The organism is Enterobacter sp. DSM 30060 (assembly GCF_013375955.1).
GTDB classification, from domain to species: domain Bacteria; phylum Pseudomonadota; class Gammaproteobacteria; order Enterobacterales; family Enterobacteriaceae; genus Enterobacter; species Enterobacter intestinihominis.
The window spans coordinates 2,422,456-2,443,337 of sequence record NZ_CP056118.1 but is presented as its reverse complement, the minus strand read 5'-3'; the positions used below and the strand labels follow the sequence as shown (position 1 = coordinate 2,443,337).

Below are 20,882 nucleotides of genomic sequence, written 5' to 3'. Positions count from 1 at the left end.
TTTTACCCCTGCTCACCCATCATCTCTTTCACCAGCTCGACGCAGCGCAGGAAACGGGTGTCGTAATCCGACTCTTCCACATGCACAAACTCAACGTTGTTCTCGTTGAGCATCTCCACCAGCATGGTCTGGAACTCACGCCTGTCTACCGAGCTGCCCAGGCTGCGCATGCCGTCGGCTACCCATGGGGTGTTGTTTTCCAGCAGGATAACCAGATCAAAGCGGTATTCATCAATCAGCGCCTGCACAAACGGGTGCTCGCGCCCCTCGTACTTTTTACAGAATGCCTGCGTGGTGACGAAATCGGTATCAATAAACGCGACTTTATTGGCGTATTTCACCGCGAAATCAATGTACTGGGCATGACCAAGCGCGATTTTATCGTAGTCGGAATACTGTAATGCCATCTCGTCACCACCGAGGTGTGAGAAGACGTAATCGCGGCCATACTCCCACGCACTGGTGGTATTGAAGATATTCGCCAGCTTATTCACCAGCGTCGATTTCCCGCTGGACTCGCCGCCGAGGATCGCCACCGTACGCACGAAGAACGGCTTCACCTCGGTCGGAATGTAGTCCCAGTAGCGGAACGGGTTCTCGCGGATCTGCGCCCCGCTGATGTTCATAAAGGTGCGTTTAGGATCGATCAGCACGGTTTCGATACCCAGATGCTCGCGGAACTGCGGCGCGTCGGACTCTTCAGAGGTGTAGATCCAGTTAGGCGCAATGCCCTTCTCTTCCATAAACGCTTTGATGCCGTTGCTCCACACGTCCCAGCCGTGCGGGTACGGCTCCATGCCCTCTTCGTTAAAGGCATGAATACGAATATTTTTCTGATATTTAAAGGTCTGAAGCAGCCAGCGCAGGCGATCCGGCACGGTGGGCTGCTGCGACATGGCGCTGTCTTCAAACAGCTGGCGATCGCGGGTTTCATCATAACCCATGATGATATGCAGCTCGTCGACCTGGCTACAGGCGCGCTGGATCAGATAGATATGCCCGGTATGCAGCGGGTAGAACTTACCGAACACCACGCCAATGTTCTTTTGCATCCGCGGAAATTCAAGCCCCAGAAAACGGTGCAGCGCTTCCAGCTTCTGCGCGCTGGGGCTTTTGATTTTGGCGTTCAGCAGTTGGCTCAGGTAGCCCTTGGTCATGCCGCTGGCGTCCGCTACCTGCTGTAATGTGCAACCCTTCTGGCGGATAGCGGTCTTGATGTAGTCAAATGATGACATAAATTACGGTGCCTCCTGCAAAATCGAATACGTAATTATAAGTCGTCAAAGACATTTAACGCATCTGCGAGTTTTTTAACGCCAAAAACCTGCATCCCTTCCGGGATTTTTTTCGGCACGTTGGCGGCCGGAACAATTGCGCGGCGGAAGCCATGTTTTGCCGCTTCGGAGATACGCTCCTGACCGCTCGGCACCGGGCGAATTTCGCCCGCCAGCCCTACTTCGCCAAATACCACCAGATCCTGCGGCAACGGTCTGTCGCGCAGGCTGGAGACCATCGCCAGCAACAGCGCCAGATCCGCGCTGGTTTCCGTAACCTTCACCCCACCAACCACGTTGACGAACACGTCCTGATCCGCCATTTGCAGGCCGCCGTGACGGTGCAACACCGCCAGCAGGATCGCCAGGCGGTTCTGTTCCAGACCGACCGCCACGCGCCGCGGGTTGCCCATCATCGAGTGATCCACCAGCGCCTGAATTTCAACCAGCAGCGGACGCGTCCCCTCCCACAGCACCATCACCGAACTACCGGACGTAATTTCGTCGCCACGGCTCAGGAAGATGGCCGACGGGTTGCTGACTTCGCGCAGCCCCTGCTCGGTCATGGCAAACACGCCCAGTTCATTCACCGCGCCGAAGCGGTTTTTATGGCTGCGCAGGGTACGAAAACGGGAATCCGCATCGCCGTCGAGCATCACCGAGCAGTCGATACAGTGCTCAAGCACTTTCGGGCCGGCCAGCGAGCCGTCTTTGGTGACGTGGCCCACCATCACTATCGCTACGCCGCGCGTTTTGGCAAAGCGCGTTAAGTACGCAGCCGTTTCACGCACCTGCGCCACGCTCCCCGGTGACGACTGAATGTCCGCCATGTGCATCACCTGGATGGAGTCGATCACCATGAGCTTCGGCTGCTCTTCTTCGGCAATCATGCAGATCTGCTCGATGCTGGTTTCCGAGAGCATATTCAGATTGCCGGTCGGCAGACCGAGGCGGTGCGCGCGCATCGCCACCTGCTGGAGTGACTCTTCGCCTGTGACGTACAGGGTTTTCATCTGTTCGGCGAGCTTGCAGAGCGTTTGCAGCAGCAGGGTCGATTTACCCGCGCCCGGGTTACCGCCGATCAGAATAGCGCTGCCCGGCACTACGCCACCGCCGAGCACGCGGTCAAATTCTTTGAATCCGGTTGAGAAGCGCGGCAGCGCCTCAAGGCTGATATCCGAAAGTTTTTGTACCTTCGACACGCCTGCATTGCCCGCATAGCCGCTCAGGCGTTCATTGCGGGCCACGCTCGGCGAAGCCGCCACACCACGCACTTCGGTGATGGTGTTCCAGGCATGACAGGCGCTGCATTGCCCCTGCCAGCGCGGATAATCCGCACCACATTCATTACAGACAAATGCGCGTTTTGGAGCTTTCGCCACGGTTTACCTCGTTATTTCTGTGCGGTCTGCGCGCCGGATAGCGCTGACGCTTACCCGGCCTACAAAAGCAGGCCGCTATTTTTGATTAATGCTGCCGGAGAGAATGCAGAACACGCCCATCAGGTCAGCATGACGGATAGTGACTTCCGTCTTTTCATTCACTTTCGGCTTGGCGTGGTAGGCAATACCCAGTCCGGCAACTTTGATCATCGGCAGATCGTTCGCGCCATCGCCGATGGCGACGGTCTGTTCGACCGGAATGGCGTATTTCTCCGCCAGACGCGTCAGCGTATTGGCTTTGTACTGCGCATCCACGATGTCGCCAATCACTTGTCCGGTGAGTTTGCCGTCCATGATCTCCAGCTCGTTTGCCACCACGGTGGTCAGACGCAGCTTGTCACGCAGGTAATCGGCAAAGAAGGTGAACCCACCGGAGGCAATCGCCACTTTCCAGCCGAGCGTCTCCAGCTTGAGCACCAGCTGCGTCAGCCCTGGCATCAGGGGCAGTTCATCGCGCACCTGAAGCAAAATGTTCGCATCGGCTCCCTTCAGGGTCGCCACGCGTTGTCTCAGGCTGGCGGTGAAATCCAGCTCGCCGCGCATCGCGCGCTCGGTGACTTCCGCCACCAACTCGCCGCTGCCCGCCAGTTTAGCGATCTCGTCGATACATTCGATCTGAATGGCGGTAGAGTCCATGTCCATCACCAGCAGGCCAGGCGTTTTCAGGTGTGGAATTTTGCCGAGCGGGGCTACGTCCAGCCCGGCGTCGTGCGCCAGACGCGTGGCGCGCTGCGTCAGGGAACCCGCCAGGCGAATAACCTGATAATCTTCCACACACCAGGCCGCAACGATGACCATCGCTGCGCCCAGTTTAGTTTGATACTGGGTGAGGCGTTGCTTATCCAGGCCGCGTCCGTACAGCAGCCAGCCGCTGCGGCCAGCGTGGTAATCGAGAGGCATCACCTCATCGCCACTTAAAGAGAGCGGCAATCCTGGCCATAAAGAGACATCCGTTGGCAGGTCGCACCAGGTAATGTTCGGCATTGAAGCTCCTGTAATTTCGTTCGCGCCGGAAGGTTCCAGAGGGAAAATAACGCATGAGGCTACCCTGTAACCATCACTTCTGGCAACATTAAGCCGTAAATTTTAAGCAGGTGGAATATGGCTCGCGCAAAACTGAAATTCCGGCTTCATCGCGCCGTGATTGTCCTGATCTGTCTCGCACTATTAGTGGCGCTTATGCAGGGGGCATCCTGGTTTAGCCAGAATCACCAACGACAGCGTAACCCACAGTTTGAAGAACTGGCCCGTACGCTGGCGCGCCAGGTGACGCTCAACGTTGCGCCGTCTATGCGCACCGAAACGCCGGATGACAAGCGAATAGCCCAGGTATTGCGCCAGCTTACGGAAAACAGCCGCATTCTGGATGCGGGCGTGTACGATGAACAGGGCGACCTGATTGCCCGCGCGGGTGAGCATGTCGACGTGCGCGACAGGCTGGCGCTGGACGGCAAAAAAGCTGGCGGTTATTTCAATCAACAAATCGTTGAACCCATTCAGGGCAAGAATGGCCCACTCGGCTATTTACGTCTGACACTCGACACCCACACCCTGCCAACCGAAGCCAAACAGGTGGATAACACCACCAATATTTTGCGCCTGATGCTGCTGCTCTCGCTGGCGATTGGCGTGGTACTGGCGCGCACGCTGCTGCAAGGCAAACGCACCCGCTGGCAGCAGTCGCCGTTCCTGTTAACCGCCAGCAAGTCAGTTCCCGAAGAGGAAGAGAGCGAGAAGAAAGAATAGTGATAAAGTAGGCGGATGATTCGGAAAAGGAACTCTGCCATGTCGACGTTACGCCTGCTTATCTCTGACTCTTACGATCCCTGGTTTAATCTCGCGGTGGAAGAGTGCATCTTCCGCCAGATGCCCGCCACCCAGCGCGTCCTGTTTCTCTGGCGCAACGCTGATACGGTCGTTATTGGCCGCGCGCAAAATCCGTGGAAAGAGTGTAACACCCGCCGTATGGAAGAGGACAACGTCCGCCTGGCGCGCCGCAGCAGCGGCGGCGGTGCGGTGTTCCACGATCTCGGCAACACCTGCTTTACCTTTATGGCGGGCAAGCCGGAATACGACAAAACCATCTCGACCTCCATTGTGCTCAACGCGCTCAATTCGCTCGGCGTGACGGCTGAAGCCTCGGGTCGTAACGATCTGGTGGTGAAAACACCTGAAGGCGACCGGAAAGTGTCAGGCTCAGCCTACCGCGAAACGATGGATCGCGGATTCCACCACGGCACATTATTGCTGAATGCCGATCTGAGCCGTCTGGCAAACTATCTGAACCCGGACAAGAAAAAGCTCCAGGCGAAAGGCATTACCTCCGTGCGCGGTCGCGTGGCGAATCTGGTGGAGCTACTGCCGGGGATTACCCATGAACGCATTTGCGATGCGATCCGTGAAGCCTTCTTCGAACATTACGGTGAGCGGGTAGAAGCTGAAGTGATCTCCCCTGACAAAACACCGGACCTGCCCAACTTCGCGGAAACCTTTGCGCGCCAGAGCAGCTGGGAGTGGAACTTCGGTCAGGCACCGGCGTTTTCACACCTGCTGGATGAGCGATTTACATGGGGCGGCGTTGAGCTGCACTTTGACGTGGAGAAGGGCCATATTACCCGCACGCAGGTCTTTACGGATAGTCTCAATCCTGCACCGCTGGAGGCGCTGGCCGCACGTTTACAGGGCTGTCTGTATCGGGCGGATATGCTGCAGCAGGAGTGTGATGCATTAATTGGGGATTTTCCGGAGCAGGAAAAAGAGCTGCGGGATGTATCGGCGTGGATTGCTCAGGCCGTGCGCTAGTAAAAAAGCCCGCTGGCGCTGCGCTTAGCGGGCCTACAAAACCGTAGGCCGGGTCAGGCGAGGCCGCCACCCGGCACAACAGCTCTTACTCTTTATCGCCCAGCAGAACAGATTCCAGCGCGATTTTGATCATGTCGTTGAAGGTGGTCTGACGCTCGGCAGCGGTGGTCTGCTCGTGAGTACGGATATGGTCAGACACGGTGCAGATGGTCAGCGCTTTCGCACCGAATTCAGCCGCCACGCCGTAAATACCGGCCGCTTCCATTTCTACGCCCAGAATGCCGTATTTTTCCATCACGTCGAACATATCGCCTTCTGGCGAGTAGAACAGATCGGCAGAGAACAGGTTGCCCACGCGCGCGTCAACGCCCAGCGCTTTTGCTGCGTCAACCGCGTTACGCACCATGTCAAAATCAGCGATGGCCGCAAAGTCATGATCTTTAAAGCGAATGCGGTTGACTTTAGAGTCGGTGCACGCGCCCATGCCGATCACCACGTCACGCAGCTTAACGTCCATGCGCACCGCGCCGCAGGAGCCGACACGGATGATTTTCTTCACACCGAAATCGGTGATCAGCTCTTTGGTGTAGATGGAGCAGGATGGGATACCCATGCCGTGACCCATCACGGAGATTTTGCGGCCTTTATAGGTACCGGTGAAGCCCAGCATGCCACGCACGTTGTTCACTTCACGCACGTCTTCCAGGAAGGTTTCTGCAATGTGTTTCGCGCGCAGCGGGTCGCCCGGCATCAATACGACGTCAGCGAAATCACCCATTTCTGCATTAATGTGAGGAGTTGCCATCTTCAGTTCCTTTTACATTGTTGTTTTTGCCGGGTGGCGGCTGCGCCTTACCCGGCCTACATTCTGTTCTCCCTCTCCCTGTGGGAGAGGGTCGGGGTGAGGGCATCAGGCCTCACCCAATCCGTTTAGAACATAGCCTTGCCATATTCCATGTCAGACGTACCAAAGTATTTCGCAATCGTCTGGCCGATGTCCGCGAAGGTTTCACGATGACCCAGCGAGCCCGGTTTGACTTTCGGGCCGTACACCAGCACCGGAATGTGCTCACGGGTGTGGTCGGTACCGGTCCAGGTCGGGTCACAGCCATGGTCAGCGGTCAGGATCAGAATGTCATCTTCCCCCACCAGCTCCATCAACTCTGGCAGACGGCGGTCAAACAGCTCCAGACCCGCAGCATACCCGGCAACGTCGCGACGGTGGCCCCAGGAGGAGTCGAAGTCCACGAAGTTGGTGAAGACAATGGTCTTGTCGCCCGCTTCTTTCATCTCTTTGATGGTGGCGTCGAACAGCGCATCCAGACCGGTCGCTTTGACCTTTTTGGTGATGCCGCAGTTAGCGTAGATGTCCGCGATTTTACCTACGGAAACGACATGGCCGTCTTTCTCGTCGACGAGTTTTTGCAGCACGGTCGGCGCCGGTGGCTCCACGGCCAGATCGTGACGGTTGCCGGTACGCTGGAAGTTACCCGCTTTGTCGCCGATAAACGGACGCGCGATAACACGGCCAATGTTGTAGCCGCCTTCGGTCAGCTCTTCACGGGCGATCTCGCACAGCTCGTACAGTTTATCCAGGCCAAACGTCTCTTCGTGGCAGGCGATCTGGAACACAGAGTCAGCAGAGGTATAGAAAATCGGTTTGCCGGTTTTCATGTGCTCTTCGCCGAGCTGATCCAGAATCACGGTACCGGAAGAGTGGCAGTTGCCGAGGTAGCCCGGCAGGTTGGCGCGCTTCACCAGCTTATCGAGCAGCTCCTGCGGGAAGCTGTTCTCGTGATCGGAGAAGTAACCCCAGTCAAACAGCACCGGCACGCCAGCGATTTCCCAGTGACCGGACGGCGTATCTTTACCGGAAGAGAGCTCGTGCGCCCACGCGTAGGCGCCCACCACTTCCGCGTTTCCGTCCATACCGGCTGCGATTTTACCGGTAGAACCTTCATGCGCTTTTACCAGCCCGAGGCGGGTCAGGTTTGGCAGGTTCAGAGGGCCTTTACGACCGTTGTCCGCTTCGCCTTTTGCACAGGCTTCCGCGATGTGACCCAGGGTATCGGAACCCACGTCACCAAAACGTTCTGCATCTTCGGTTGCGCCGATGCCGAATGAGTCCAGCACCATAATAAATGCACGTTTCATAATTGTTCTCCGTACTTAGTGCTTCATAAAAATGCGATCAGATCAGTATACCGCTATTCAGTGATACGACGATAGACCGTCGGTGTGGTTTCCGGTGCTTTATCGTCAAGAGTTATTGCCGCCTTCACCGCTTTCGCCGCGTCCTGCCAGCTGGCTTCGTCTTTCGCGTGGATCACCACCAGCGGACGTTGGCCGTCAACGCTGTCGCCCAGACGGGCCATATCGGTAAAGCCGACGCTGTAATCAATGGTGTCCGATGCCTGACGACGACCGCCGCCCATAGACACGACCGCCATGCCGAGCGCGCGGGTATCCATAGCCGAGACAAAGCCTTCACTGTCCGCATAGACCGCTTTGCTGAGCATCGCGGTGGGCAGGTATTTCGCGTAGTTTTCCACGAAGTCGGTCGGGCCTTTCTGCGCCGCCACCATCCGACCAAAGATCTCCGCCGCTTTGCCGTTGTCCAGCACCGCCTGAAGCTTCGCGCGCGCGTCAGCGTCGTCTTTGGCCAGCTTGCCGGAGATTAACATCTCAACGCACAGCGCCATGGTGACATCGAACAGGCGCGGGTTACGGTATTCGCCTGTGAGGAACTGCACGGCCTCGCGGACTTCAACGGCGTTACCGGCGCTGGACGCCAGCACCTGGTTCATGTCCGTCAGCAGTGCGGTGGTGCGCACGCCCGCGCCGTTGGAAACGCCAACGATCGCTTCAGCCAGCGCCTCAGAGAGTTCATAGGTCGGCATAAACGCGCCGCTGCCCACTTTCACATCCATCACCAGCGCGTCCAGCCCTTCCGCCAGCTTTTTGGCGAGGATAGAGGCGGTGATCAGCGGGATGGAGTCTACGGTCGCGGTAATGTCACGCGTCGCGTAGAAACGCTTGTCTGCTGGCGCAAGAGAGCTGGTCTGGCCGATAATCGCCACGCCAACGTCTTTAATAATGTCGCGGAAGCGGTTGTCATCCGGGAAGATATCGAAGCCCGGAATGGCTTCCAGTTTGTCGAGCGTACCGCCGGTATGACCCAGGCCGCGCCCGGAAATCATCGGGATGTAACCGCCGCAGGCTGCCACCATCGGGCCAAGCATCAGGGAGGTCACGTCACCCACGCCGCCGGTGGAGTGTTTGTCCACAATAGGGCCGTTGAGGTGGAGGCTTTTCCAGTCCAGAACGGTTCCTGAATCTCGCATCGCCATGGTCAGGGACACGCGCTCAGGCATCGACATATCGTGGAAGAAAATGGTCATCGCCAGAGCCGCAATCTGCCCTTCAGAGATGGTGTTATCACGAATGCCGTTGATAAAGAAGCGGATCTCTTCGTCGCTTAATGCATGACCATCACGTTTTTTACGAATAATTTCTTGTGCGAGAAACACGGTAACCTCCATGCGGAATCGGGTGAATGGCGGCGGGTATGTTGACCCGCCCTACGATCCTGTAGGCCGGGTTAGCGTAGCGCCACCCGGCAATTCAAACTTAGTAGCTGCTTGCGCTCTTACCGTCACCGTGACCCAGCGCTTTCAGCAGGCTGGCCAGCAGGCTGGACGCGCCGAAGCGGTAGTGGCGGGAGTCCGCCCAGTCGGCGCCGAACAGCTCGTCGGCAATCGCCAGGAACTGCTGCGCGTCTTCTGCGGTACGCACGCCGCCTGCCGGTTTGAAGCCAACGGTTTTGGACACGCCCATATCACGGATAACTTCCATCATGATGCGCGCGCTTTCCGGAGTCGCGTTGACCGGCACTTTACCGGTAGAGGTTTTAATGAAATCCGCGCCCGCTTTGATAGCGATTTCAGACGCTTTACGAATCAGCGACTCTTCTTTCAGCTCGCCGGTTTCGATGATCACTTTAAGCAGCACGTTTGCCGCCGCACATGCGTCTTTACAGGCTTTCACCAGGTCAAAACCGACCTGCTCGTTGCCGGCGATCAGCGCGCGGTACGGGAATACCACGTCAACTTCGTCTGCGCCGTACGCAATCGCCGCGCGGGTTTCCGCCAGCGCGATCTCGATGTCGTCATTACCGTGCGGGAAGTTAGTCACGGTCGCAATGCGCACGTCCGGCGTGCCCTGTTCTTTCAGCGTCTTGCGGGCAATCGGGATAAAGCGCGGGTAGATACAGACGGCGGCGGTATTACCCACTGGCGTTTTTGCCTGATGGCACAGGGCGATGACTTTTTCATTGGTGTCGTCATCATTCAGGGTGGTCAGGTCCATCAGTTTCAACGCGCGCAGGCTGCTTGCAGTTAAATCGGTCATAACATTCTCCAACGGCAGTGCCGTATAAATTTTACCTTGCGGGTCTGTGAGTATTCTAACATTCACCCGCATCCACACTTCGACATTCATCACAGTTAATGAAAACTGTGTGCAAATTTGCATTACTGTAATGAGATCTTCTTCAAACTTTCATGCGTCAACCGCCGACAAAAGCAGCGATACCCCCTGTCGGATCAAAAGCCCCGGCAGGCTGGCTTCTTACAATTCGTTCACCATCCGCAGAACCCTCAAGGAAGTTGAACATGCCCGACGCCCTGCAACGACGATGCCAGCACATTGTGACCAGCCCGGTGTTAACCCCGGAACAAAAACGTCATTTTCTGGCGCTGGAAGCGGAGAACAATCTGCTCTATCCCGCTCTGCCAGAGGCGGCCCGCGCCGCGCTGGACGAGGGATACATCTGCGACATGTTCGAAGGCCATGCGCCTTACAAACCGCGCTACGTGCTGCCGGACTACGCTAAATTTCTGGCTAACGGCTCAGAATGGCTGGAGCTGGAAGGGGCGAAAGATCTGGATGATGCCCTCTCACTGCTCACTATCCTTTATCACCATGTTCCGTCCGTCACATCGATGCCAGTCTATCTGGGTCAGCTCGATGAGATACTCAACCCATATGTTAAAATTCTAACACAGGATGAAATCGATAGCCGAATAAAACGTTTCTGGCGTTACCTGGACAGAACCCTGCCCGATGCCTTTATGCATGCCAATATCGGCCCGGCGGATACGCCCGTCACGCGTGCCATTTTGCGAGCGGACGCAGAGCTGAAGCAGGTCGCGCCGAACCTGACCTTTATTTACGACCCGGACGTCACCCCTGACGATCTGCTGCTGAGCGTGGCGAAAAACATTTGTGAGTGTAGTAAGCCGCATATTTCCAATGGCCCGGTAAATGATAAAATTTTCACAAAAGGTCGCTATGGCGTGGTGAGCTGTTACAACTCCCTGCCGCTGGCGGGCGGCGGCAGCACGCTGGTGCGCCTTAACCTGAAAGCGATTGCGGAGCACAGCCGCTCACCGGAAGACTTTTTCACCCGTACCCTTCCCCACTACTGCCAGCAACAAATCGCGATCATCAATGCGCGCTGCGATTTTTTATATGAACAATCCGGCTTCTTTGAGAATAGCTTCCTGGTGAAAGAGGGGCTGATTGATGCCGATCGTTTTGTACCGATGTTTGGCATGTACGGTCTGGCCGAAGCGGTAAACGTGCTGTGCGAGAAAGCAGGCATTACGGGACGGTACGGTAAAAACGAGCAGGCCAATGCGCTGGGTTACCGCATCAGTGAACAGCTGGCGGCGTTCGTTGAAAACACGCCGGTGAAACACGGCTGGCAGCACCGCGCGATGCTGCACGCGCAGTCAGGGATCAGTTCTGATTCAGGCACCACGCCGGGGGCGCGTCTGCCGTACGGTGACGAGCCAGATCCCATCAGCCACCTGCTGGCCGTAGCCCCGCACCATAAACATTATCATTCGGGGATCAGCGATATTCTCACCCTGGATGAGACGGTTAAACGCAATCCTCAGGCGGTGGTGCAGCTGTGCCTGGGGGCGTTCAACGCCGGTATGCGTGAGTTCACCGCGAATGTGGCCGGAAACGACCTGGTGCGCGTTACCGGGTATATGGTGCGGCTCTCCGATCTGGAGAAATATCGGGAGGCCGGCTCGCGCACCAACACCACCTGGCTCGGCGAGGAGGCCGCGCGCAATACCCGTATTCTGGAACGTCAGCCACGCGTGATAAGCCATGAACAGCAGATGCGCTTTAGTTAGTCAGGTTATTCCCTTCTCCTGCGTGGACGGGCCGGGCAGCCGCCTGGCGCTGTTCCTCCAGGGCTGTAACCTGCGCTGCAAAACCTGCCACAACCCGTGGACCATCGGGCGCTGCAACGACTGCGGCGACTGTGTTCCCCACTGTCCTCATGATGCGCTGACGATTCAGGCCGGGCGCGTCTGGTGGCAGGAGAGTCACTGTCAGCAGTGCGATACCTGCCTGCACCTGTGTCAGCAGCAGGCGACGCCGATGGCGCAGCGATACAGCGTCGAGGAGATCCTCTCACGGATCCGCACGTCCGCGCCGTTTATTGAGGGCGTGAGCGTCAGCGGGGGTGAAGCCACCACGCAGCTGCCGTTTGTGGTTGCGCTGTTCACCGCGATCAAAGCCGATCCGTCCCTGCGCCATCTGACGTGCCTGGTGGACAGCAACGGCCTGTTAAGCGAAACCGGCTGGCAAAAGCTGTTACCGGTGTTTGACGGCGCGATGGTGGATCTGAAAGCCTGGGGCAATGAACATCACCGTTTTCTGACCGGGCGCGAAAACACGCTGATCAAGCAGAGCATCCGCTGGCTGGCCGATCGTCATCGCCTGACGGAGCTGCGCCTGCTGGTGATCCCCGATCGGTGTGATTATCTGCAACATCTGTCATCGCTGACCGCTTTTATCCACGCGTTGGGGAACGTTCCGGTGCGGATCAACGCGTTTCATGCCCATGGGGTTTACGGGGAGGCGGCGCGATGGCGGAGCGCCACGCCGGAGGACATCGAGCCGCTGGCGCAGGCCCTGGAACGACAGCAGATCACGGTGATCCGCCCGGCCCTTTATCTATAGCGTGATGCCGAAGACCGCGCGGGTATTTTCCAGCAGCGCGCTGGCAATCACATCTTCAGGCTCCTGACGCAGCTCGCACAGCACATCAAAAACGCGCGCCGCCTGCTCCGGGCGGTTGGGCTGGCCCTGAAAACCATTCAGCGGCATGTCAGGGGCATCCGTTTCCAGAAGGAACGAAGACAGGGGGAGTTGCGCCATCACATCCCGGGTTTTGCTGGCACGCGGATAGGTGATAGTGCCACCGACACCAATTTTATAGCCCAGCTCGATAAAACGCTGCGCCTGCTGAAGGCTTCCAGCGAAACCATGGACCACGCCCCTGCGCGGCACGTCGATGCGCTTCAGGTGCATCGCCAGTTTGTCATGGGTACGCCTGGAGTGGAGGATCACCGGCAGATCGTGGCGCTTTGCCAGCCGGAGCTGCGCATCCAGGATCGTCTGCTGGCGCTCAAACTGCGGATCTTCACGATAGAGATCGAGGCCGATCTCACCGATGGCAACCAGCTTCGTATCCGCGTTTTGCAGCGTGGCATCCAGCCTGTCGAGATGGTCATCAAGATGGTGCTCAATCACGATCGGATGCAGACCCAGCGCGGCATACAGCGCATCGTGACCCCGGGCAAGCGCCAGGACTTTCTCGAATCTCGCCGCTTCAATAGCAGGCACAATAATGGCTCTCACACCGGCCTCAGCCGCACGCGCAATACTTGATGTTTCCTCCCCGCTAAACGGCGGGAAATCAAAGTGGCAATGGGTATCGATAAAAGAGTGCGTCACGCCAGGTCCTCGTTATCGAGTATGCCGTCGTTGGCCTGCGGCGCGTCCACCAGCGGCATCGCCACCGCGTCATTGGCCACACTAGCGGGTGGCAATATGATGCTTTTATGCCGATGAAGAGGCGGTTGCTCGGCCAGCATTTTCCCGACGGTCGCCAGGAAGTATCGCCCGCATAGCCGCCCCGTTTTGTAATCCATACGCAACGCAGGCAGCCGACTGCCCAGCGCCATGCTCAGCAGCGGCTTCGGCGGATAAATTTCAAAGATGCGCAGCTTGCCCGGTGGTTTTTCAATAAAACGCTGCATCGCGCCGTAGGTGGTTTCATGCTGCTTCGCGATATTCACCAGCGGTTGCAGGCTGCTGTCGCCCAGCCAGCGTTCCATCCGTTTAAACCACTGTGGGGTGTAATACATCTGAGAAGGCACCGTGCGGATCACCACAATGGTTTTCGCCCCGCGCCGTGCGGCCTCCTGTACCGGCACCGCGTCGCTGATACCGCCGTCAAGATAGTTTATCCCCTCCAGCAGCGCGCCGGTACGGTAGAAACCCGGGATCGCGCTGGAAGCGCGAATGATATCCAGCCAGTTCTCTTTCTGCGGCGAAAAGTAACCCGGTGAATAGTCATCGCCACGGCTGGCGCACATCCAGAACGCTTTGCCGGTATCGAACAGTCGTGACGCGGTATCCATGGCCAGCGGCATCTGGCTGGAGGTGGCATCCAGTAACCAGTCGAGATCGATCAGGTTCCCGCCGCGCACGAAGCGTACCGGATTGAAGAATTCTTTGGAGGTGGTGTAGCGCATAATCACTTTGCGCGCATAGCCGGGCTGGTTGCAGACATAGGCGGAGAGGTTCTGCGCCCCGGCAGAGGTACCGAAGTAGAGATCGAACGGGTTGAATTGCGCGCGCATAAATTCGTCGAGCACGCCGGCGGTAAAAATACCGCGCTGCCCGCCCCCTTCACAGACCAGAGCAAGCTGGCCTGCATGAAACGGTTTTAACGTCAGCGGCGCAATATTGCCGAGCGTCACGGGAATTCGTTGCCCCACCTCTGCCTTCCTGTTTTCATTATTTTGATGAGACACAGTAACGCACATTCCCGATGGTTCTCAAACGAGAAAAAGCCAGTCACGAGGACTGGCTTGAGTTTGTTTAATAACTATTGCGTTTGCTACGGGCGACGTCGACCCGTAAACAGGCTGACCAGGAACAGAATAATACCGACGACGAAAACAATTTTCGCTGCCCATGCCGCGGTACCCGCCAGTCCACCAAAGCCCAATGCGGCGGCAATTAACGCGATAACCAGAAATATAATGCCCCAACGAAACATAAGCCTCTCCTTTACCATAGTTAATGTCGGCCGCTAAACGTGAGCGCTCAGGTCACTCACCGGCTTTTCCAGAGTCGTTTTTATTTCGCCCGCGGTTTTCAGCCAGACGGGCGAGTGGTACTGCTTTACTTCGTTTTCAGATCGTTTTTGACGCTTTTCACACCATCAATAGCTTTCGCAATTGACTCGGCACGATCGCTTTGTGCCTGGTTCTCAACCGTACCGGACAGCTGGACCACACCATCAGTGGTTTCAACTTTCACCATACGGGATGGCACGATGTCGTCAGCTAACAGTTTAGCTTTGATTTCGCTGGTAGTTGCTGCATCTCCGGCATAGCCCTTCACCGACGATTCTTTGCTGTCACGTACGTGCAGTTTGTCGCTTACAGAGCTTACGCCCTCAACGCCTTTCGCTACTTTAACGGCCTCTTCAGCCTGAGTCTGGCTTTCAACGAAACCGCTCAGAGTGACAACCTTGTTGTCGGTTTTAACAGAAATATCGGTGCTCTTAATGGATTCATGATCCACCAGTGCGGCTTTCACTTTTGCTGTGATAGAGCTGTCATCCATGAAATTACCGACTTTATTCATAGAGCTATCGATTTTTTCCCCTGCGGTATTAGCGGTATTTTGCGCTTTATCCATGGTGCTGGATTCCGCCAGAGCAGAACCGCTTACCAGGACACTACCCAACGTTACAGCCAGCAGAGTTTTAGAAATCTTCAGTCTTGTCATATTCATCGATTTATTCCTGTGTTTTGCCCGTTATTTGGGCGACATACTTCCCTAAATCTTGGTTTTATATATTGCGAATTAACACACGGGCGAAATGGAGAACCAGTGGACATGCATTGAACAGTTAATTCATCCACGCCCGGTGCTAAACACTGAGTTAAATATAGATCACAATCAGAGGGGTGCATTCAGAATTGGGGAAAAAACGAACGAATAGCGAAAAATTACGTTGAATTAAGAACATTCCGCAAGGGTTTAATAACACTGGAATTAAAGAAGAGCACGGCGGCTGCCGTGCTCTGTGAGGGAATTAATGCTCGCGCGTTTTGCGGAACTGAACGTCGGGATAACGTTCCTGCGTCAGGTTCAGGTTAACCATAGTCGGGGCGATATAGGTCAGATTATCGCCACCGTCCAGCGCCAGCTGAACTTCGTTCTTACGCTTAAACTCTTCGAATTTCTTCACGTCTGAACATTCAACCCACCGCGCGGTCGCCACGTTCACCGATTCGTAAATCGCTTCCACGTTGTACTCGCTCTTAAGACGGGCAACTACCACGTCAAATTGGAGCACACCCACCGCGCCCACGATCAGATCGTTGTTGGCGATAGGGCGGAACACCTGTACAGCCCCCTCTTCCGAAAGCTGGACCAGGCCTTTCAGCAGCTGCTTCTGCTTAAGCGGATCGCGCAGGCGAATGCGGCGGAACAGTTCCGGCGCGAAGTTCGGGATACCGGTGAACTTCATCATTTCGCCCTGCGTGAAGGTATCGCCGATCTGAATGGTACCGTGGTTGTGTAAACCAATGATGTCACCCGGATAGGCTTCTTCCACGTGGGAACGGTCGCCCGCCATGAAGGTCAGCGCGTCGGAAATCACTACGTCTTTACCAATACGCACCTGACGCAGCTTCATGCCCTTTTCGTACTTACCGGAAACCACGCGCATAAAGGCGACGCGGTCACGGTGTTTCGGGTCCATGTTGGCCTGAATTTTAAAGACGAAGCCGGAGAACTTCTCTTCCTTCGCTTCTACTTCGCGGGTGTCGGTTTTACGCGGCATCGGCTGCGGGGCCCACTCAACCAGACCGTCGAGCATATGGTCAACGCCGAAGTTGCCGAGTGCAGTACCGAAGAAGACCGGGGTAATTTCACCGCTCAGGAACAGTTCTCTGTCGAACTCGTGAGAGGCGCCTTTGACCAGCTCAAGCTCATCGCGTAGTTGCGCGGCCAGCTCTTCACCGACAGCGGCGTCCAGCTCCGGGTTGTCCAGCCCTTTCACGATGCGGACTTCCTGAATAGTGTGGCCCTTACCGGTCTGATACAGGTAGGTTTCGTCTTTATAGAGGTGGTAAACCCCTTTGAACAGCTTGCCGCAGCCAATCGGCCAGGTGATTGGCGCGCAGGCGATTTTCAGCTCGTTTTCCACTTCATCCATCAGCTCCATCGGATCACGGATGTCACGGTCGAGTTTGTTCATAAAGGTGAGGATCGGCGTATCGCGCAGACGAGTGACTTCCATCAGCTTGCGGGTACGATCTTCAACACCTTTCGCGGCGTCGATCACCATCAGGCAGCAGTCCACCGCCGTCAGGGTACGGTAGGTATCTTCGGAGAAGTCTTCGTGCCCCGGGGTGTCCAGCAGGTTCACCAGGCAGTCATGATACGGGAACTGCATCACGGAGGTGGTAATCGAAATACCACGCTGCTTTTCCATCTCCATCCAGTCGGATTTAGCATGCTGGCTGGAGCCACGGCCTTTAACGGTACCCGCGGTCTGGATCGCCTGTCCGAACAGCAGCACCTTCTCGGTGATGGTCGTTTTACCGGCATCCGGGTGCGAGATAATGGCAAAAGTGCGGCGTTTGGCCACCTCTTGCAGATAAGGAGACAACGTCATAATCAATTCTTCTTAGGTAAGCGCGGCAGCAGGCCGCGCATCATGGAATACGAAAAATGCGGCTATTTTACCCATCAACAGGGGGCAGGCAATCATTGTTTACACAGGAGCTGCTCCAGTTCGTTCAATGACGTAACGGTCCAGGTCGGCTCGATGCCTTCCGGCAGCGTGCGGCCATGCGCATTCAGCCAGACGGTCGACAGGCCCGATCTCATACCTCCCAGAATATCAGATTCTGCCGTATCCCCCACCATCAGCACGCGATCGCGGTCAGGATTGCCCGCTTGCGCCAGCGCATAATCGAAAATACGCGGATCCGGCTTCGGCACGCCTACCTCTTCGGAGATCACCAGCGCGTCGAAATGATCGCGCAAGCCAGTGCGTTCAAGGCGGATCTGCTGAAGCGCGGTAAAGCCGTTGGTGATGATCCCAAGCTTCACCTTCCCTTTCAGCGAATCCAGCAGAGAAACGGCGCCGGGCAGCGGCGCGCAGATATCCGCCATCGCATTCAGGAAGGCCTCGTTCAGCACCCCAGGACTGATGTTTAACCGTTCAGCCCAGACGTCAAAACGCTGATGCTGAAGCTGTAACGCGGTGATGGCTCCGTTCTGGTAATCCACCCACAGCGGCTTGTTCACCGCCTGATAGTCCTGAAAATCTTCCGCGGTGAACGTCACGCTATAGTCGAGAAACATCCGCTGTAGGCCGCCGAACGAGTCAAACGTAAACAGCGTTTCGTCGGCATCAAAGAAAATCCAGTCCCATTTCATCGTTACAACCTTATTTTCGTTATCCAATCGGCAGAGCCATGATAATGGCGTCTTCACGTCCCTCTGCGGTGGGGTAGTAGTTACGGCGGATAGTCGCCTCGTTGAAGCCTAAGCTTTCATAGAGCGCGATGGCGGCGACATTGGACGCGCGCACCTCCAGCCACAGGGTGAAAACGTCACGGGTTTCCAGCTCACGAATGAGGTGCTCAAGCAGATCCCTGCCCAGCCCGCGGCGCTGGTAAGCGGGATCGACCGCGATATTAAACAGCGTCGCCTCGTCCAGAACGACCTGCGTGATGGCGAACGCGGCCATCGCACCGTCAACGTCCAGGCGGAGATTTAAATAGCGTTCGCCCTGATTGCTGGCAAACGTCTTTTCGCTCCACGGAAAGGCATGGGCGCGTGTTTCAATCGCGAACGCGGTGGCCAGGTCAGCCGTCGTGAGGGAAGAAATCGTGTTCATATTCGCAAATTTGTTGCCATAGCGCGCTACGCGCTTTTGGGTTGGCTTTCAGTTCGTCCAGCGCTGGCGAGCTGATCTGGCTTCCTTCAAGAGGTAGCTCATCCACCGCCCCGATTCGCCAGCTGTTACAGCGGCTGTCAGGGGGAAGCATCGCGACGCTTTCGGGCGCCAGCTGTAATACCTGATCGTTTGTCACCTTCAGGGTGCGAAGGACATCCTCAATCAGGGGTTCGTTCAGGGCAGGCGGCGCTTCTGCCACCATCACCAGGCGGACATGCGCAGGGATGGAGATGGCTATTTCGCCCCGCAACGCCGTCGGGCGACGCAAAGCCCACTGGGTGATGCCCAGCTGCTGCAACTGCCAGTCTCGTCGGGATGTCATAGCGAAAACTCCTGTCTCTCAGGCGCGCAAATATAGCAAATGTGTCGAAACTGCGCCATCTACCTACTATAATCCCCGCCTGAGTTTATTGAGGAACAATTCATGTCTGCATTTACCCCGGCAAGTGAAGTCTTGCTGCGTCACAGTGATGATTTCGAAGAAAGCCGTATTCTGTTTGCCGGAGATATGCAGGATGACCTGCCCGCACGTTTCGACTGTGCTGAAAGCCGTGCCCACACCCAATACTACCACCACTGGCAGGTGCTGAGCCGCCAGATGGGCGAGCGCGCACGCTTTAGCCTTGTGGCGGAGCAGAGCGATATTGCTGACTGCGATACGCTCATTTACTACTGGCCGAAGAACAAACCGGAAGCCCAGTTCCAGCTGATGAACCTGCTTTCTCTGCTGCCGGTCGGCTGCGATATTTTTGTCGTCGGTGAGAACCGCAGCGGGGTGCGAAGCGCAGAGCAGATGCTCGAAGGCTACGCGCCCTTGACGAAAATCGACAGCGCCCGACGCTGCGGCCTGTATCATGGCCGTCTGGAAAAACAGACCACTTTTGATGCCAACACCTTCTGGGACGAGTACCAGCTTGACGGCCTGACCATTAAAACCCTGCCGGGTGTGTTTAGCCGTGACGCGCTTGATACGGGCAGCAAGCTGCTGCTGTCCACCCTGACGCCGCACACCAAGGGCAAGGTGCTGGATGTCGGCTGTGGCGCGGGCGTGCTGTCAACGGTTCTCGCCAGCCACTCACCAAAAGTGCGTTTAACCCTGTGTGACGTGAGCGCCCCGGCGGTAGAAGCCAGCCGCGCCACGCTTGCTGCGAATGGCATTGAAGGCGAAGTGATTGCCAGCAACGTCTTCTCCGACGTGACCGGTCGCTTTGACATGATCATCTCTAACCCGCCGTTCCACGACGGGATGGAGACCAGCCTTGAAGCGGCGCAAACGCTGATCCGTGGCGCAACCCGTCACCTTAACAGCGGCGGTGAGCTACGTATTGTGGCGAATGCCTTCCTGGCGTATCCGAAAGTGCTGGATGAAACCTTCGGCTTCCACGAAGTAATCGCCCAGACAGGCCGCTTTAAGGTGTATCGCACCGTGATGACGCGCCAGGCGAAAAAGTAATTCCCCTGCCCGGCGATGGCTGACGCTGCCATCGCCCATTTTTGCAGCAATCAAAACAACGTGCGCAATTTTCTGTTGACGTAAAGCTGAAAACATCTAGAATGCGCCTCCGTGGTTACGATACTTTTACAGTGTCGATGGTATGCGAAGGTGGCGGAATTGGTAGACGCGCTAGCTTCAGGTGTTAGTGTCCTTACGGACGTGGGGGTTCAAGTCCCCCCCCTCGCACCATAAATCACGTTGATATTGCTCGCACTGGGCGAAGGTGGCGGAATTGGTAGACGCGCTAGCTTCAGGTGTTAGTGTCCTTAGGATGTGGGGGTTCGAGTCCCCCCCCTCGCACCAACGAGGCGATATCAAACCAGTAAGATGACTGTGCGAAGGTGGCGGAATTGGTAGACGCGCTAGCTTCAGGTGTTAGTGTCCTTACGGACGTGGGGGTTCAAGTCCCCCCCCTCGCACCAATTATCTTACATCCCTTCAGCAGTACCTCTTTTTTTTCCCTTTTATTTCAAACTCATCAGAATCACCAGCAGTCCACTGATTAGCGCAACGCATGATGGCAACAGCACGTAATGCCGTAACTGTTTGTGCCAGATCATCGCGGATGTCACCAGCAAGCCCGAAACAATCATTGCTTTCCAGACATCAATGGGAAGATCGGCAAACATCAGCCCACCGATAATGGAACCAGGCAGCAATATTCCCCACCCACTTCCCAGCGCTTTGCTCAACATGGTTTCACCTCTCGCACTGATAATGATAACCAGTATCATATGATAGTAATTATCACTTGTCAGCATGCGACGTAAGAAATTGCGCCAGCA

21 protein-coding genes and 3 tRNA genes are annotated in these 20,882 nt (G+C 56.4%); 8 read left to right on the top strand and 16 right to left on the bottom strand.

Annotated elements, in window-relative coordinates:
• Positions 1-2: 2 nt before the first annotated feature.
• The 3 genes from nadR to serB form a co-directional block, all read right to left on the bottom strand.
• Positions 3-1,235 carry a multifunctional transcriptional regulator/nicotinamide-nucleotide adenylyltransferase/ribosylnicotinamide kinase NadR gene (gene nadR, locus HWQ15_RS11675; protein ID WP_003856522.1) on the bottom strand — a complete coding sequence of 411 codons (1,233 nt, stop codon included), beginning with the start codon at positions 1,233-1,235 and terminating at the stop codon, positions 3-5.
• A 35-nt stretch (positions 1,236-1,270) separates the two neighbouring features.
• Positions 1,271-2,656 (bottom strand): DNA repair protein RadA, encoded by a 1,386-nt coding sequence (gene radA, locus HWQ15_RS11670; RefSeq protein ID WP_003856523.1) that lies wholly within the window; start codon positions 2,654-2,656, stop codon positions 1,271-1,273.
• Positions 2,657-2,731: 75 nt separating this feature from the next.
• Positions 2,732-3,700, bottom strand: coding sequence for a phosphoserine phosphatase (gene serB / locus HWQ15_RS11665; protein ID WP_063148742.1), 969 nt, complete (start codon positions 3,698-3,700; stop codon positions 2,732-2,734).
• A 117-nt stretch (positions 3,701-3,817) separates the two neighbouring features.
• Here serB and HWQ15_RS11660 point away from each other — a divergent pair, with 117 nt between their 5' ends.
• Both HWQ15_RS11660 and lplA read left to right on the top strand, forming a co-directional pair.
• Positions 3,818-4,462, top strand: coding sequence for a YtjB family periplasmic protein (locus HWQ15_RS11660; protein ID WP_015572615.1), 645 nt, complete (start codon positions 3,818-3,820; stop codon positions 4,460-4,462).
• A gap of 39 nt (positions 4,463-4,501) precedes the next feature.
• Positions 4,502-5,518: a lipoate--protein ligase LplA gene (gene lplA, locus HWQ15_RS11655; protein WP_063148741.1), complete on the top strand. Its 1,017-nt coding sequence runs from the start codon at positions 4,502-4,504 to the stop codon at positions 5,516-5,518.
• 85 nt (positions 5,519-5,603) lie between these two features.
• On the opposite strand, the gene deoD is transcribed toward lplA, so the two are convergent.
• The 4 genes from deoD to deoC form a co-directional block, all read right to left on the bottom strand.
• The gene (gene deoD, locus HWQ15_RS11650; RefSeq protein ID WP_003856538.1) at positions 5,604-6,323 is read right to left on the bottom strand and encodes a purine-nucleoside phosphorylase; all 720 of its coding nucleotides are present in this window, start codon (positions 6,321-6,323) and stop codon (positions 5,604-5,606) included.
• A gap of 125 nt (positions 6,324-6,448) precedes the next feature.
• Positions 6,449-7,672, bottom strand: coding sequence for a phosphopentomutase (deoB, locus tag HWQ15_RS11645; protein WP_003856540.1), 1,224 nt, complete (start codon positions 7,670-7,672; stop codon positions 6,449-6,451).
• Between the two features lie 53 nt (positions 7,673-7,725).
• On the bottom strand, positions 7,726-9,048 hold the full coding sequence (gene deoA, locus HWQ15_RS11640; protein WP_063148738.1) for a thymidine phosphorylase: 1,323 nt from the start codon (positions 9,046-9,048) through the stop codon (positions 7,726-7,728).
• A 100-nt stretch (positions 9,049-9,148) separates the two neighbouring features.
• The gene (gene deoC / locus HWQ15_RS11635) at positions 9,149-9,928 is read right to left on the bottom strand and encodes a deoxyribose-phosphate aldolase (RefSeq protein WP_038415274.1); all 780 of its coding nucleotides are present in this window, start codon (positions 9,926-9,928) and stop codon (positions 9,149-9,151) included.
• A 263-nt stretch (positions 9,929-10,191) separates the two neighbouring features.
• On the opposite strand from deoC, the gene HWQ15_RS11630 reads away from it, so the two are divergent.
• Both HWQ15_RS11630 and HWQ15_RS11625 read left to right on the top strand, forming a co-directional pair.
• Entirely contained in the window at positions 10,192-11,727 is a 1,536-nt protein-coding gene (locus tag HWQ15_RS11630) for a YjjI family glycine radical enzyme (protein WP_063148737.1), read from the top strand.
• On the top strand, positions 11,702-12,562 hold the full coding sequence (locus tag HWQ15_RS11625) for a YjjW family glycine radical enzyme activase (RefSeq protein WP_063148736.1): 861 nt from the start codon (positions 11,702-11,704) through the stop codon (positions 12,560-12,562). The genes HWQ15_RS11630 and HWQ15_RS11625 overlap by 26 nt, the downstream gene beginning before the upstream one ends.
• On the opposite strand, the gene HWQ15_RS11620 is transcribed toward HWQ15_RS11625, so the two are convergent.
• The 8 genes from HWQ15_RS11620 to HWQ15_RS11585 form a co-directional block, all read right to left on the bottom strand.
• The gene (locus tag HWQ15_RS11620; RefSeq protein WP_063215972.1) at positions 12,557-13,339 is read right to left on the bottom strand and encodes a TatD family hydrolase; all 783 of its coding nucleotides are present in this window, start codon (positions 13,337-13,339) and stop codon (positions 12,557-12,559) included. The two genes, HWQ15_RS11625 and HWQ15_RS11620, sit on opposite strands and share 6 nt — an antisense overlap.
• Complete coding sequence (locus HWQ15_RS11615) at positions 13,336-14,388, bottom strand: patatin family protein (protein WP_023299272.1); 1,053 nt, start codon at positions 14,386-14,388, stop codon at positions 13,336-13,338. Before HWQ15_RS11615 ends, HWQ15_RS11620 begins: the two co-directional genes overlap by 4 nt.
• 122 nt (positions 14,389-14,510) lie before the next feature.
• Positions 14,511-14,672 (bottom strand): DUF1328 domain-containing protein, encoded by a 162-nt coding sequence (locus tag HWQ15_RS11610; RefSeq protein WP_003856556.1) that lies wholly within the window; start codon positions 14,670-14,672, stop codon positions 14,511-14,513.
• Positions 14,673-14,797: 125 nt separating this feature from the next.
• On the bottom strand, positions 14,798-15,415 hold the full coding sequence (gene osmY / locus HWQ15_RS11605; RefSeq protein ID WP_022646982.1) for a molecular chaperone OsmY: 618 nt from the start codon (positions 15,413-15,415) through the stop codon (positions 14,798-14,800).
• A 304-nt stretch (positions 15,416-15,719) separates the two neighbouring features.
• Positions 15,720-17,309, bottom strand: coding sequence for a peptide chain release factor 3 (prfC, locus tag HWQ15_RS11600; RefSeq protein ID WP_006810210.1), 1,590 nt, complete (start codon positions 17,307-17,309; stop codon positions 15,720-15,722).
• Positions 17,310-17,401: 92 nt separating this feature from the next.
• Positions 17,402-18,079 (bottom strand): pyrimidine 5'-nucleotidase, encoded by a 678-nt coding sequence (gene yjjG, locus HWQ15_RS11595; protein WP_022646980.1) that lies wholly within the window; start codon positions 18,077-18,079, stop codon positions 17,402-17,404.
• Positions 18,080-18,098: 19 nt separating this feature from the next.
• Positions 18,099-18,542 (bottom strand): ribosomal protein S18-alanine N-acetyltransferase, encoded by a 444-nt coding sequence (rimI, locus tag HWQ15_RS11590; protein ID WP_022646979.1) that lies wholly within the window; start codon positions 18,540-18,542, stop codon positions 18,099-18,101.
• A complete protein-coding gene (locus HWQ15_RS11585) occupies positions 18,511-18,924 on the bottom strand; it encodes a DNA polymerase III subunit psi (protein WP_022646978.1) in 414 nt (137 codons plus the stop codon). The genes rimI and HWQ15_RS11585 overlap by 32 nt, the downstream gene beginning before the upstream one ends.
• A 102-nt stretch (positions 18,925-19,026) precedes the next feature.
• Between HWQ15_RS11585 and rsmC the strand changes: the two genes are divergently transcribed.
• From rsmC to HWQ15_RS11565, 4 genes are all read left to right on the top strand, one after another.
• Positions 19,027-20,055, top strand: coding sequence for a 16S rRNA (guanine(1207)-N(2))-methyltransferase RsmC (rsmC, locus tag HWQ15_RS11580; RefSeq protein WP_032625390.1), 1,029 nt, complete (start codon positions 19,027-19,029; stop codon positions 20,053-20,055).
• 144 nt (positions 20,056-20,199) lie between these two features.
• Positions 20,200-20,286: transfer RNA gene (locus tag HWQ15_RS11575), tRNA-Leu, on the top strand.
• 28 nt (positions 20,287-20,314) lie between these two features.
• Positions 20,315-20,400 (top strand) — tRNA-Leu (locus HWQ15_RS11570).
• Positions 20,401-20,432: 32 nt separating this feature from the next.
• Positions 20,433-20,519: transfer RNA gene (locus tag HWQ15_RS11565), tRNA-Leu, on the top strand.
• Between the two features lie 42 nt (positions 20,520-20,561).
• Here HWQ15_RS11565 and HWQ15_RS11560 read toward each other — a convergent pair.
• Positions 20,562-20,831 (bottom strand): DUF1435 domain-containing protein, encoded by a 270-nt coding sequence (locus HWQ15_RS11560; protein ID WP_026080652.1) that lies wholly within the window; start codon positions 20,829-20,831, stop codon positions 20,562-20,564.
• Positions 20,832-20,882: the final 51 nt, after the last annotated feature.